This window comes from Stenotrophomonas sp. STEN018 (assembly GCF_056760235.1).
The window spans coordinates 69,525-83,440 of record NZ_JBRREK010000017.1; the positions used below are offsets into that span (position 1 = coordinate 69,525).

Sequence of the window (13,916 nt, forward strand, 5' to 3'; positions counted from 1 at the left end):
TAACGGGCGCACGGTTTTGTAGCTTCGCCCCCTCCCTTTCGCGCGGCGAAGGGGAGGGTTGGGGAGGGCTGAGCTCTGCTCCCTCCCTTGCGCCGAAGGCGGAGGGGAGGGTTGGGGAGGGGTAGCTGTTGATCGGGTAGAGCCGAACGATGCTCGGCTGGGGACTTACCGGCAAAGCCTCTGCCGAGCATGGCTCGGCACTACCTTTGCCTCCTCCCCTTTGCTTCGCGAAAGAGAGCAGGCAAGGCTTTGCTCAGCGCAGCAGGCGCCCGGCGTCCAGCAGGATCATCGGTTGCTGGCCGATGCGGGCGATGCCGCGAAACAGTTCGTTTGAGATCTGGCAGATGCGCGCGGTGTCTGGCGGCTCGATCTGTGAGTCATTGAGGTTGGCGACGTCTTCCACCGCCGATACGCGCAGGCCCAGCGTCTCGCCGTTCTCTTCCAGTACGACGATGCGGGTCTGTGAGTCTTCCGGGGCGCTTTGCACTTCCAGGTGACGGCACAGATCCATCACCGGCACCACCTGGCCACGCAGGTTCATGATGCCGAGCATTGCCGGGCCGGTGCCGCGCAGGGCCAGCAACGGTACCGGCAACACCACTTCCTGCACTTTCAGCAGTTCCAATGCGTAGGTTTGTTGGCCACAGCGCAGGCGCAGCCAGCGCGAGCTGCGCTCCGAGGCGCGGCGCTGCTGCGGGCCGTCGGCTGGGCGCCGTGCCTGTGCCTGTAGTTCCTGACAGGTACTGGGGCGTGCGTCTGCTGAGCGCTCGTCCAAGTTGCGAACGTTGGCGACGTTGCGCGGTGGGGCTACTGCGGGCGCAGGCAGGCCGGCTGCGCTTGCAAACGCAGCCTGCAGGTTGGCGCTGTCGCTATGGGCGAGCTTGCGGCTTTCGGCCGGGCCGGTTTCGTAGATCACTTCGTCCGGCAGGTCATCCCAGGTTGGCGGCCGGCCGGCATTGGCGGCGCTGGTGGCTGCCATCGCGTCATCGAACGCGGCCTGCAAAGCGGCGGTATCGCCGGGCGCGATGGCTTGCGGAGCAGGAGCAGGAGCAGGAGCGGCGGCGGCTGGCTTGGCTTGCGCCTCGGCCAGTGCGGCTTCGAACACTGCTTCAAGTTCGGCGCTGTCGCCCGGCGCTTCGAACGCCTGCGATTTGGCGGGCGCTGCGACCACCGCTTCCGGTACCGCTTCCAGCAGCAGTTCGCCCAGGTAGTCGTCGAGTACGTCGTTGCTCATGCGGCGCGCTCCAGCTGCGCGGCCTCGCTGAGCAGCAGCCATTCCAGCGCGTGACGGTACGCGGCCATGCCGCGCCCTGGATAATCGTCGCCAATCACCGGAACGGTAAGTGCGGCAGGATTGCAGATGCGGGTGTCAACCGGAATCGCGTCTTCCCAGACGCGCTCGCCGTGACGTTCCTGCATCAGCTTCAAGGTCTCGTTGCCGGCGCGGGTGCGGCGGTCGAACAGCGTCGGCAGCACCGAGATCGGCAGTGCACGCTTGCGCGAGCGCTCGACCATTTCACCGGTGCGGACCATACCGTCCAATCCGTGCAGGGCCAGTGGTTCGGCCTGGGTCGGGATGATCAGGCGATCGGCCGCGGCCAGTGCATTGATCATCAGCAGGCCCAGCGTCGGCGCGCAGTCGAGCAGGATGTAGTCGTGCTGTTCGCCATGACGTGCCAAGGCCTGCTGCAGGGCCAGGCCCAGGCCGGGCTGGTTGGCACTGCGGCGCTCCAGTGTTGCCAGCGAGGCCTGCGCGCATAGGTAGTCCAGCCCGGGAATATCGCTGTGGCGGGCCAATGCAGCGATTTCATGCGGCGGGGCGGCGAACAGCTCCTGCACGCCCTGCGGCACGGGTTCAATTGGCACGCCAAAAGCGCGGGTCAACGAGGAATGGGGGTCCAGGTCGATCAGCAGCACCTTGTGCCCGCGTGCGGCCAGGCCGCGACCCAGCGACAATGTGGTGGTTGTTTTGCCGACGCCGCCTTTTTGGTTGGCTATGGCCCAGATGCGCATCATTGGACTCCTTCGATGACCGCCGGTACCGCGCTGCGTACGGCGCTTGCGGCAGAACTGCCGCCGCTGCCGTCATCGCCGCGGGTACTGGCTGTGGTGTTGCTGGCAGCAGGCAGATCGGCTGCGGCTGCCGAATCGGCGAGGATGATCACCATCACCCGCCGGTTGCGGTTGCGCCCTTCGGGCGCATCGTTGCTTTCGCGCGGGCGGAACTGGCCGTAACCGACCATCGCCAGCCGCTGTGGTTGCACGCCGTGATCGGCGAACAGATGTACTACGCTGGCTGCACGCGCTGCCGATAATTCCCAGTTGGACGGGAACTGCGCGGTGGCGATCGGCAGGTTGTCGGTGTGGCCTTCCACGCGCACGCCATTGGGCGCGTCCAGCAGTACGTCGGCCAGCGTGCCCAGGGTTTTGCGGGCGCCGACGTCCAGCGCTGCCGAGCCGGTGCCGAACAGGATGTCGCTGTTGATCTCGACTTCGATCCACAGCTCGGTGCGACGCACGGTGATGACGCCTTGCTTGACCAGCGGGGCCAGCGTTTTGCTCAGGCGATCAGCGATCTGGTTGAGCTGGCGTTCGGCGCGCTGCAGCTGTTCCTGGTTGTGCGCTGAAACCGGCATGCGCATATGCGATGCCATCGACGGCAGCTGGGTGGGATCGGCCAGTGCGCCGCCGGTCATGCTGGGTGCGCTGATCACCGATGGTGAGTCAAAACCGCCGCCCTGCAGTTGCTTGTTGCCCACCTGCACTTGGCTGATGGTGCGCGGAGCGCCGCCAAAGGCAGTGGTCAAGGCGTCGGCCATGACCCGGTATTTGCCTTCGTTCAAGGACGAGATGGCGTACATCACCACAAAAAAGGCGAGCAACAGCGTCATCAGGTCGGCATAGGGAATAGCCCATGCTTCGTGGTTGGCGTGCTCTTCGTGGTGCTTGCGCCGGGCCATGGTTCAGTTCACGAAGCCGGCCAGGCTGTTTTCGATATTGCGCGGGTTCTCGCCCTGGGCAATGGCGATCAGGCCTTCGATGATCATTTCGCGCTCGCGGCAGCTGCTGGCGATCACGCCCTTGAGCTTGGCCGATACCGGCAGGAACAGCAGGTTGGCCGAGGCGATGCCGTAGATAGTGGCGGTGAACGCAGCGGCGATGCCGTGGCCGAGCTTGCTCGGGTCGGCAAGGTTCTTCATCACCGCGATCAGGCCGAGCACGGCGCCGATGATGCCCAATGTTGGGGCGTAGATACCCATGCCTTCGAACACCTTGGTGGCGGCCAGGTCCTGCTGTTCCTGGCTGCCGAGTTCAATTTCCATCATGTGGCGGATGGTGTCCGGCTCGACGCCATCGACCACCAACTGCAGGCCTTTGCGGATGAAGGGGTCGTCCTGCAGTTCAACCTGCGGCTCCAGGCCGAGCAGGCCCTGACGGCGGGCGATATTGCTCCAGTCCACGATCTGCTGGACCAGCGCGCGGCGGTCGCTGGCGGGAGGGCGAATCACCCAGCGCACGATCTTGAAGGCGTGTTTGAACACGGCCGGCGAGGTATGCAGCAGGATTGCCGCGAGGGTGCCGACAATGACGATCACGAAGGCAGCAGGTGACCACAGCGAGGACAGGCCAGCGCCTTTGAGGATGCTGCCACCCACCAGGGAGGCGAGGGCGAGGAAAAGTCCAATGATGCTGAGTCGGTCCATGGTGCGTATATCGGCCTCGTTGTAGCGGTCTTGAATCAATGAGCGGTGCTGCTGCTTGCTTTAGCCCATCTCCCGCCTGCGGGAGATGGGTTGGGGTGAGGGCAGCTTCAAGCTTTAGAAGCTAAAAGCGCCCCTCACCCGCCCCGTCTTCGCGGGGCGCCCTCTCCCGCAGGCGGGAGAGGGGACAGTCGGGATCGCGATTCCCCGTTGGATAGCGAGGGTGCAGGGTTTGCAGCCGGCTTGCGTCTGCATTGCTCAGCCCTGTACTCCACGCAATCCATCCACATCCAGAATCAGTGCCATACGTCCGTCACCAATCAAGGTGGCGCCGGCATAGCCGTTGAGGCCGCGCAGCGCACGCGGTAGCGGCTTGATCACCACTTCCTCGCGGCCGCGCACCTGGTCCACCACCAGGCCGAAACGGGCTTCGCCCATCTGCAGCACGACGATGGTCAACAGCGTCGATGGCGCCGGGGTAACGCCCAGCCATTGGCGCAGATCGAGAAGGGCGAGTGTGTGGCTCTTGCGATCCAGCACGGCGCGGCCGTCAAACCAACCCAGCGAGGTTGCTGGTGCATGCAGCACTTCCATTACCCGCGCCAAGGGCAGGGCATAGACGTCTTCGCCAGCCTGCACCAGCAGGGTTGGCAGGATCGCCAGGGTCAGCGGTACGCGGATCAGGAAGCGGCTGCCACGGCCCAGCTCGGACTGGATCTGGATCTGGCCGCTGAGCTCGCGGATGCGAGACTGCACCACGTCCATGCCGACGCCACGGCCGGAGATGTCGGTGACTTCCTGCTTGGTCGAAAAACCTGGCAGGAACACCAAGTGCAGGCATTCTTCGCTGGTCAGGCGGGCGGCGGCTTCCGGGTCGAGCAAGCCCTTGTCGCGGGCCTTGGCACGCAGGCGTTCCGGGTCGATGCCGGCGCCGTCGTCCTGGACTTCAATGCTGACGTAGTCGCCTTCCTGCTGAGCGGACAGGCGTACCCGGCCCATCCGTGGCTTGCCTTGGGCCTCGCGCAGTTCCGGCGATTCGACACCATGGTCGATGGCGTTGCGGACCAGATGCACCAATGGATCGGCCAGTGCTTCGACCAGGTTGCGGTCCAGCTCGGTATCGGCGCCTATCAACTCCAGATCGACTTCCTTCTGCAGTGAGCGCGCAACATCGCGGGCAACCTTCGGGAAGCGCGAGAACACCTTGCCGACCGGTTGCATGCGGGTGCGCATAACCGCTGATTGCAGGCGTGCGGTGGCGATATCCAGGGTGGAGACTGCACGGTCCAGTTCTTCGTCCTTGAGGCGCATGCGCAAGGTCTTGAGCCGGTTGCGGGCCAGCACCAGTTCGCCGATCAGGTTGACGATGGCGTCCAGGCGTTTGGTGTCCACGCGCACGGTGTGCTCGGGCTCGGCAGCCTTTGCGACAGCCGGTTTGGCTGCGCCTGCAGCGGGGCGTGCGGGTGCGACGGGTGCCGCGGGCGGCTTGGGCTTGGGCGCAGCAGGAATCGGTTGCACGGCGACTGCACCGGGTGCGGCACCGCCATGCAGCTTGTCGAGCAGGGCTTCGAATTCGTCTTCATCGATCAGCTCATCGCCGGCCTTTGCCGCAACGATAGGCTGGGCGCCGGGCGTGCCACTGCCATGCAGTTCGTTGAGCAGGGCTTCGAATTCGTCTTCGCTGATCAGGTCGCTGTCACCGGCGGCGGCAGCAACGGGTTGCGCCGCTACAACAACCGGTGCAGCGCCGACATCGAACTGGGCGATCAGCGCTGCAGGTGCATGCTCCGGTTCAGTGCCGGATGACACCGCATCGAGCATGGCCTGCAGCCAGTCCAGCGATTGCTGGGCGGCGTCGAAATGATGCGCCAGCAGTTCGGCTTTGCCGGCGCGGGCCATGCCGAGCGTTTCCTCGGCGGCGTGGCACAGCTCCACCATCGGATGGATCGCCAGAAAACCGGCGCCGCCTTTGAGTGTGTGGAAACCACGGAATACGGCGTTGAGCTGCTCGCTGTCGTGCGGTGCCTGTTCCAGCGTCACCAGCTGCTCGCCGAGGCGATCCAGGATCTCCTGCGCTTCGAGGATGAAGTCGGCGGCGATGTCGTCGGCAAAAGCACTCATGACTTACAGCCCCAGGTCCGAGAGCAGATCGTCTGCGTCCACCTGCGACACGGCGTGGCGGTCCAGGCCATTGACGGCCGGGCCAGCCAGGCCCTGGTTGCGTGCATCTTCTTCCGGTGGCGGCAGGCCAAGCGCACCGAAACCTTCATGCACGCGCCGGACGATGCCGACCACGCGGCGGATGATCTGCCCGGTCAGGTCCTGGTAGCTCTGGGTCAGCGCTACTTCGGTGAGGTTGTGGCGGATGCGCTCGAGGATTTCGCCCTGTTCGGCATTCAGCCCGTCCGCACGCAGGCGTTCGGTCAGCGCGCGGCATTCTTCGGCCAGATCCAGCGTGCGATGGGTGGCCTGCTCGGTCATCTGCACCACATGGTCCAGACGCGCGCAGGCATCATCCAGCTCGCCGGCTTCGCTGGGCACGCTGGGCAGTTCGCCCAGTGCCTGGCCCAGTTCGCGTGCGAGCCGGCCCAGGCCGGACATCATCGGCTGCGCGCGCAGGGCGGCCAGCGCGTCGATTTCCCGGCGCCAACCGGCTTCGTCGCCGCTTTCCAATGCTGCCAGTGCGTCCTGCAGGCGCTGCACCAGGGCCGATTTGTCGCTCAATGCTTCCCCGAGCTGGTTCATCAGGCGCTCGCTGCCAGGCGTTCGAAGATCTTGCCGAGCTTTTCTTCCAGCGTCTGCGCGGTGAACGGCTTGATGATGTAGCCGTTCACGCCGCTCTGTGCGGCCTCGATGATCTGCTCGCGCTTGGCCTCGGCGGTGACCATCAGTACCGGCAAGGTCTTGAGCTTGGCATCGTTGCGGATGGCCTTGAGCAGCTCGATGCCGGTCATCACTGGCATGTTCCAGTCGGTGACGACGAAATCGAACGGCTGACTCTGCAGCATCGACAGCGCGGCATGCCCGTCCTCGGCTTCGGCGGTATTGGTGAAGCCCAGATCGCCGAGCAGGTTCTTGACGATGCGGCGCATCGTCGAGAAGTCGTCAACGATCAGGATGCGCATGTTCTTGTTCAAAAGACTTTCCTCTTCATGGTTCTTCGAGCCCGGCGTCGGCCGCCTCGAAAATCTTCAGTCGGCCACGCAGACGCAGCGTGGCCTGGCCGTGAATCTGACAGACGCGGGATTCGCTTACGCCCAATACCGCGCCAATTTCTTTCAGGTTCAATTCCTGCTCGTAGTACAGCGACAGCACCAGCTGCTCGCGCTCGGGCAGTTGGCCGATGGCCTTGCCCAACTCGGCGCCGAACTGGCTGCGCTCCAGCACCTGCTGCGGGTTGGGACCGCCGGTGGTCGGGGTGTCCAGCTCGCCCTGGTCTTCGATCCGCGATTCCAGGCTCAGCACCTGGCCGCGTGAGGCGTCTTCGACCAGACGCATGTATTCGGGCAGCGGCAGTTCCATCGCTTCGGCCACTTCGCTGGCGCTGGCCGAGCGGCCGGTGCTCTGCTCAAGCCTGCGGATGGTGGCAGCAGCGTCGCGGGCGCGGCGGTGCACCGAACGCGGTACCCAATCACCGCGGCGGATTTCGTCGATCATCGAGCCGCGGATGCGGATCGACGCATAGGTTTCGAACGAGGCACCCTGCTCAGCGTCATAGCTGCGTGAGGCCTCGATCAAACCCATCATCCCGGCCTGGATCAGATCATCGACCTCGACGCTGGCGGGCAGGCGCGCGGCCAGATGGTGGGCGATGCGGCGGACCAGGTCGGCGTGGCGGGCGATGCAGTCATTGGCCGCGTTGCGCTGGACTTCACGGTATTGGGCGGCTGCATTGTTCATGCCTTCACCTTCTGCTGGATGATGCGTTCCAGGAAGAACTCAACGCCGCCGCGCGGGGCGGTTGGGGCTTGCCAGCGCGCGGTGCGACGGGCGATTTCGTTGATCGCCAGCGAGGCTGGCGCGGAAGGATAGAGCTTGACCACCGGCTGCTGGCGCTGCACCGACAGCCGCAGCCAGTCGTCCTGCGGCACGCAGCCCAGGTAGTTCAGCGAGACATCGATCAGGAACTTCTCGCAGACCCGCACCAGTTTTTCGTACAGGGCGCGGCCTTCGTTGGGGTCGCGGACCATGTTGGCCACCACTTGGATGCGGTCCACGCCGCGCTCGCGCGAGAGCACCTTGATCAGCGCATAGGCGTCGGTGATCGAGGCCGGCTCGTCGCAGACCACTACCACGGTGTCCTGGGCGGCCTGGCAGAAGGTCAGCACGCTGTCGGTGATGCCGGCGGCGGTGTCGATGATCATCACATCGAGCTCGCGCTCCAGCTCGGAGAACACATTGACCAGGCCGACGTGTTCGGCCGGCTGCAGTTCGGCCATGTGCCGACGGCCCGAGGCGGCCGGCACTACCAGCACGCCGTTCGGGCCTTCCATGATCACTTCTTCCAAGGTGGCGCGCCCGGCAACCAGGTCGGCCAGGGTGTGCTTGGGCTGCAGGCCCAGCACCACGTCGATGTTGGCCAGGCCCAGATCGGCATCCAGCAGCAGGGTACGTTTGCCCATGCCTGCCAGTGCCACGGCCAGATTGGCCGAGACATTGGTTTTACCTACACCGCCCTTGCCGCCGGTCACCGCGATGGTGCGTACCGGGCCTGCCGGTTCGTGCCGGGTAGCCGACAGGGGGAAGGTGTTGGTCAGCTTGGCGTACTCACGCGACTGCATTGTTCAACTCCGTGTTGCAGGGCATATCGGCCGCGCGGCGCAAATCTTCAAGGCGAAGTACGAGATTTGCGGCGGAGGCCCGATAAAGGTCCTCAGGAACGTCCTGGCCGTCGGTCACCCAGGTGATCGGCAGACGATGATCGACCGCCACCGACAGGGCCGAACCGAAGCGACCGGTCTCGTCCAGCTTGGTCAGCACCACGCCCTGCGGGTTGGCGGCGCTGAAGCGGCGGACTACTTCGTCCATGTCCTGGAAGGCGGTGTTGGCCGGCAGCACCAGCAGGGTGCGGATCTGGCCGGCGGCACGCAGCCACTGCAGCTGGGCGGTGAGGGCGCGGTCGCGCTGGCCCAGGCCGGCGGTGTCGATCAGCACCAGCTTGTAGTCGGCAAGCTTCTGCAGCAGCTGGTTGAGGTCGGTGCCGCTATTGGCCTCGTGCACGGCGATGCCGAGCTGGCGACCAAAACCGTACAACTGCTCGCGGGCGCCGATGCGCTGGGTGTCGGTGGTGACCAGGGCCACGTCGCGGGCGGCATGGGCTTCGGCGAAGCGCGAGGCCAGCTTGGCGATGGTGGTGGTCTTGCCGGCGCCGGTGGGGCCGACCAGGGCGATCACGCCACCGGTTTCCATCGGGTCGACCGGGGCGATCGGCAGCTTCTTGGAGATCAGCCCCAGCATCAGGCCGCGGGCGCGGCTGGGGTCGATGTCGGCCGGAATCTGGGTGGCGACGTCGCGGGCCAGGCCAGCATCGAAGCCGTATTCGTCCATCAGGTCCAGTGCATTGGCGCGCACCGCGCTGCCGCGCAGGCGCTCATCGGTGAAGCGGTTCATCTCGCGCTCGATCAGATGGCGCATGCCGGCTACTTCCTGGCGCAGCTGGGTCAGTTGTTCGTCGTCGCGGGCGATGACTACCGGGCTGACCGGTGCGGTGGTGGCGGCAGCTGCCGGTGCGGCGGTTTCGCTGGCGACGACGATAGGGGCTTCAACCGGCTGCGGGGTCGCGAGCGGAGCGATCGGTGCAGCGATTGGCGCGACCGGCTCGATTGCAGGTGCCGCAGCGGGGGCGGCGAGGACTGGCGCTGCAGGAATTGCGGGGATGGCCACGGCAACGGCCGGCTGCAGCGGTGCCGGCTCCGGCTCGGGCTCGGGCATCGGCGGATCGATGACAAAGCGGGCGCGCTCAACCGGTGCTGGCGGCGCGATGGTGACGGCGGCAATTGCGTCGGCAAAACTGGTCTGCTGGGTTACCGCCGGTGCTGCAGCCAGCGGTGCGATGGCTGCGGCGCTGCCAGCGGGACGGAAAGCGGGTACCACCGGCAGTTCGTCGGCGTCGGCCGGCTGCGTGGCGAAGAATGTCTGCGGTGCCGGCACCGGTGCGAGTGCGGCTACCGGTTCAACCTCGGCGGATTTGAGCAGGCCGGCAAAACGGCTTCCCGGTGCCAGCTCGATGCTGTTGTCAATGGAGCGGCCGGTGGCGCCAACCGCCGAACGTGCCAGTGCGGCGACCGCCGAGGTGGTGGCGGTGACCGGTTCCGGCTCCGGTGTCTTGCGGCGGGTCATCGCGGCCATGATCGCTTCGGCGGCGCTGCGCGGCTTGGGCGGTGCCGGTGGTGCCGGGCGGCTGGCTTCCAGCGCCTGCTTCACTGCGGTTTCGTCGTAGTGCGCAGCAGCCACGATCTCCACACCTTCTTCGATCCGTCGGTTGGACAGGATCACGGCGTCGGGGCCGTGCTCCTTGCGCACGAGGTTCATGGCGGTGCGCATGTCAGCGGCGACGAAACGTTTGATCTTCATGCTTTGGTACCGGGAGTGGGGCTGCGGCGAAGGAGTGGCGTTGGCGATGTCGAACATGACGTTGCGGGCTCCTTCTTGCGGAATGGGTGCGGTGCAGCAGGTGTCTGGTTTCCGTCACCGGCATTGCTGTCGGTGTCGGCTTTCGGGCTGCCTCAGCTGATCGTGCCGACCAGCTTCAGGCGTTTGTCTTCCGGTACTTCGCTGTAGGCCAGGACCGACAGCGAGGGGACGCTGTGGCGGACCAGGCGCGCCAGCGCGGCGCGGACCGGGGCCGGTACCAGCACTACAGCCGGCTCGTTGCGGGCCTCCTGCTTGCCGACGCAATCGGCAAGACTTTGATGGAGACGTTCGGCGAGACCAGGTTCCAGTGCGGCGCCATTGCCTTGTGTTGACTCCTGCAAGACGCGTTCCAATTGCGGGTTGAGGGTGAACACCGGCAGCTCCGGCGAGGAGCCGGCGATTTCCTGCACGATGAAGCGCCCCAGCGCATTGCGTACCGAGGCGGTAAGCGCGGCGGCGTCCTGGGTGACGGGTGCGGCTTCGACCAGCGCTTCGGCGATCTTGCGCAGCTGGCGGATCGGGATGCGTTCGACCAGCAGGTTCTGCAGCACACGCGCCACGGTGGACAGTGGCAGTGCCTTGGGCGAGAGGTCTTCGGCCAGCTTGGGCGCGCTCTTGGCCAGGGTTGCCAGCAGCTGCTGCACTTCCTCGTGGCCGAGCAGTTCCGGCGCGTGTTCGCGGATCAGATGCGACAGGTGGGTGGCGACCACGGTAGCCGGATCGACCACGGTGTAGCCCAGCGACTCGGCATGAGCCCGCAGGTGCGGCTGGATCCATGTGGCATCCAGACCGAACGCGGGGTCCTTGCCGGCAATACCGTCCAGCTTGCCCATGGCGCTGCCCGGGTCCAGCGCCAGTTCGCGATCTGGGTGAATATCGGCGGTGCTGACCGGCACACCATGAATCAGCAGGCGATAGTTGGTGGCCGGCAGTTCCAGGTTGTCGCGGATATGTACCGGTGGGATCAGAAAGCCCAGGTCCTGGGTGAGCTTGCGGCGCACGCCCTTGATGCGCGTCATCAATTCGCCGCCCTGGGCCTTGTCAACCAACGGAATCAGCCGATAGCCCACTTCCAGGCCCAGCGGATCGACCGGACGCAGTTCGTCCCAGCTCAGTTCGGCGGTCGGTGCCGGCTGCAGCTGGCCGAGCGCGTTCAAGCCGCCTTCGTTGGCGCTGGGTTCGCTGCTCGAGGCGTTGGCGGCAGCAGTGGTTTCGCGCTTCCACAATTTCCAGGCGATGAAGCCCAGGATCGCGGCCAGGCTCAGGAAGGCCAGATTGGGCATGCCCGGCACCAGGCCAACCAGACCGATGATGCCGGCGGTGATGGCCAGTGCGCGGTACTGGCCAAACACCTGGCCCATCATCGCTTCGCTCATGTCCTGCGAGCGCGAGGCGCGGGTGACCAGCATGGCCACGGCGCTGGAGACCAGCAGTGCCGGCAGCTGTGCCACCAGGCCGTCACCGATTGAGAGCAGCGTATACGTGGCGGCGGCGTCACCGAAGGCCATGTCATGCTGCAGCACGCCCACGGCGAGGCCGCCGAGCATGTTGATGAAGAGAATCAGGATGCCGGCGATGGCGTCGCCGCGGATGAACTTGCTGGCACCGTCCATTGCGCCGTAAAAGTCGGCTTCCTCGCGGACTTCCTCACGGCGCAGTTTGGCTTCCTCGCGCGTCAGCAAACCGGCGTTGAGGTCGGCGTCGATCGCCATCTGCTTGCCGGGCATGGCGTCCAGGATGAAGCGCGCGGTCACTTCCGACACGCGCCCGGCACCCTTGGTGATGACCACGAAGTTGATGATGGTCAGGATCGCGAACACCACGATGCCGACCGCGTAGTTGCCGCCGATGACGAACTCGCCGAACGCGGCGATCACCTTGCCGGCGGCTTCATGGCCGTCCTGACCGTTGAGCAGGATGACGCGAGTGGAGGCCACGTTGAGCGCCAACCGCAGCATGGTGGTGACCAGCAGCACGATCGGGAAGATGGTGAAGTCCAGTGGACGCTTCACGTACACCACAGCCAATAGCACCAGCATGGAGATGGCGATATTGAGGGTGAACAGGGCGTCCAGCACCGGTGCGGCCAAGGGCACCACCACCATTGCCAGCAAGGCCAGCACGATCAGCGGTGCGCCCAGCCCGTGGCGCAGCATGTCCAGTACGCGGCGCGCGGACAGGCCCGAGCTCTGGTTGCTCATCGGGTTTCTCCCTTGCCGAACTCATCAATATCTATGGATGCCATCTGTGGCATCGGACCGGTGCGCCATTGGCGCAGCTGGTAGACGTAGGACAGGACCAGGGCGACAGCCGAATACAGTCTCACGGGGATTTCCTTGCCGAGTTGGCTTTCCCGATACAAGGCCCGTGCCAAAGGCGGCGAGGAGACGATGGCGACCTTGTTGCCGTCGGCTACCTGGCGAATGCGCAGGGCCAGTTCGTCGACGCCGCGGGCGACCACGGTAGGTGCGTTCATGCGCCCACTTTCGTACTTCAGGGCGACCGCGTAGTGGGTGGGGTTGACCAGCACCACGTCGGCGGTGGGCACGGCTTCCATCATCCGGCGTTGTGACAGCTGCATCTGCATCTGCCGGATGCGGCCCTTGACCTCAGGGCTGCCCTCGCTTTCCTTCATCTCGCGGCGCAGCTCTTCGCGGGTCATCTTCAGCTTCCGCAGCCAGTTCCACTTCTGGTAGGGCGCGTCAATGGCGGCGAGCAGGGCCATGGCCCCGGCCGTGGCCAGCAGCAATTTGAGGGTGAAGGCCAGTCCGCGCCCGATGGCGGCTTCCAGTGGCAGATGCAGTAGGCCGCGTAGTGCATCGGCGCCGTGCCAGATGCACAGGCCGGCGGCGGTGCCGACAAAGGCAACGCGCAGCATCGACTTGACCAGTTCGGCCAAGGCCTCGGGACCGATCAGGCGTTTGATGCCGGTCAGCGGGTTCATCCGCTTCAGATCCGGCGTCATTGCCTTGTTGGAAAAGCCCAAGCCGCCCATCATCACCGGCGCGATCATGCCGGCGGCCAGACACACCAGTAGAAGAGGACTGAAGGCCAGCATCAGCTTGAGCAGCATCCAGCCGGCGTGGCCGAACAAGGCGTTCGGGGTATCCAGCAGGCCGACTTCAGGCGACAGCGCGGCCTTCATCCATTGCCGGGCCGAGCTGCCCATGGAGCCGCCCATGGCGTAGAGCGCCAACACCGCGGCGACGAATACCGCAGCGGTCGCCAGCTCGCGTGAGCGCGGGATATTGCCCTGTTCGCGGGCTTCCTTCAGGCGTTTTTCGGTGGGGAGTTCGGTTTTTTCCCCGGCCTGTTCGTTCTCGGACATTGCTCGGCATGGAAGAAGGGTTCTTCCATGGCCGTGCAAAAATCATTCCAGAACGGATTTTGGTAGTGCCGAGCCATGCTCGGCAGGGGGCCTTGCCGGGAATGCGTCCATGTAGTGCCGAGCCATGCTCGGCAAGGGGCCTTGCCGGGAATGCGTCCATGTAGTGGGGGGGGGGGGGGGGGGGGGGGGGGGGGGGGGGGGGGGCGGGGCCGCCCGGGGGGGGGGGGGGGGGCGGGGTCGGCGGAGGGGGGGGG

General features: G+C 65.7%; 12 protein-coding genes. All 12 read right to left on the minus strand.

All coding sequences use genetic code 11. The annotated features are described in order from the left end of the window. Positions 1 to 253 precede the first annotated feature (253 nt). Positions 254 to 1,276, minus strand: coding sequence for a chemotaxis protein CheW (locus ACVOMB_RS08795; protein WP_481530816.1), 1,023 nt, complete (start codon positions 1,274 to 1,276; stop codon positions 254 to 256). Beyond that, entirely contained in the window at positions 1,231 to 2,013 is a 783-nt protein-coding gene (locus tag ACVOMB_RS08800) for a ParA family protein (RefSeq protein WP_481530817.1), read from the minus strand. Before ACVOMB_RS08800 ends, ACVOMB_RS08795 begins: the two co-directional genes overlap by 46 nt. Continuing rightward, positions 2,013 to 2,960: a flagellar motor protein MotD gene (gene motD / locus ACVOMB_RS08805; protein ID WP_481530818.1), complete on the minus strand. Its 948-nt coding sequence runs from the start codon at positions 2,958 to 2,960 to the stop codon at positions 2,013 to 2,015. The genes ACVOMB_RS08800 and motD overlap by 1 nt, the downstream gene beginning before the upstream one ends. Positions 2,961 to 2,963: 3 nt before the next feature. Further along, on the minus strand, positions 2,964 to 3,704 hold the full coding sequence (locus ACVOMB_RS08810; protein ID WP_481530819.1) for a flagellar motor protein: 741 nt from the start codon (positions 3,702 to 3,704) through the stop codon (positions 2,964 to 2,966). A gap of 255 nt (positions 3,705 to 3,959) precedes the next feature. Next, entirely contained in the window at positions 3,960 to 5,822 is a 1,863-nt protein-coding gene (locus ACVOMB_RS08815) for a chemotaxis protein CheA (RefSeq protein WP_481530820.1), read from the minus strand. Positions 5,823 to 5,825: 3 nt separating this feature from the next. Then, positions 5,826 to 6,446 (minus strand): protein phosphatase CheZ, encoded by a 621-nt coding sequence (locus ACVOMB_RS08820; RefSeq protein WP_481530821.1) that lies wholly within the window; start codon positions 6,444 to 6,446, stop codon positions 5,826 to 5,828. After that, positions 6,446 to 6,838 (minus strand): chemotaxis response regulator CheY, encoded by a 393-nt coding sequence (cheY, locus tag ACVOMB_RS08825; protein ID WP_296250556.1) that lies wholly within the window; start codon positions 6,836 to 6,838, stop codon positions 6,446 to 6,448. Before cheY ends, ACVOMB_RS08820 begins: the two co-directional genes overlap by 1 nt. Positions 6,839 to 6,851: 13 nt before the next feature. Continuing rightward, positions 6,852 to 7,601, minus strand: coding sequence for an RNA polymerase sigma factor FliA (locus tag ACVOMB_RS08830; protein ID WP_481530822.1), 750 nt, complete (start codon positions 7,599 to 7,601; stop codon positions 6,852 to 6,854). Further along, positions 7,598 to 8,482 carry a MinD/ParA family ATP-binding protein gene (locus ACVOMB_RS08835; protein WP_481530823.1) on the minus strand — a complete coding sequence of 295 codons (885 nt, stop codon included), beginning with the start codon at positions 8,480 to 8,482 and terminating at the stop codon, positions 7,598 to 7,600. Before ACVOMB_RS08835 ends, ACVOMB_RS08830 begins: the two co-directional genes overlap by 4 nt. After that, positions 8,469 to 10,274 carry a flagellar biosynthesis GTPase FlhF gene (gene flhF, locus ACVOMB_RS08840; RefSeq protein ID WP_481530824.1) on the minus strand — a complete coding sequence of 602 codons (1,806 nt, stop codon included), beginning with the start codon at positions 10,272 to 10,274 and terminating at the stop codon, positions 8,469 to 8,471. Before flhF ends, ACVOMB_RS08835 begins: the two co-directional genes overlap by 14 nt. A gap of 152 nt (positions 10,275 to 10,426) precedes the next feature. After that, positions 10,427 to 12,514 carry a flagellar biosynthesis protein FlhA gene (gene flhA / locus ACVOMB_RS08845; protein ID WP_481530828.1) on the minus strand — a complete coding sequence of 696 codons (2,088 nt, stop codon included), beginning with the start codon at positions 12,512 to 12,514 and terminating at the stop codon, positions 10,427 to 10,429. A 17-nt stretch (positions 12,515 to 12,531) separates the two neighbouring features. Continuing rightward, a complete protein-coding gene (flhB, locus tag ACVOMB_RS08850) occupies positions 12,532 to 13,662 on the minus strand; it encodes a flagellar biosynthesis protein FlhB (RefSeq protein ID WP_481530825.1) in 1,131 nt (376 codons plus the stop codon). Positions 13,663 to 13,916: the final 254 nt, after the last annotated feature.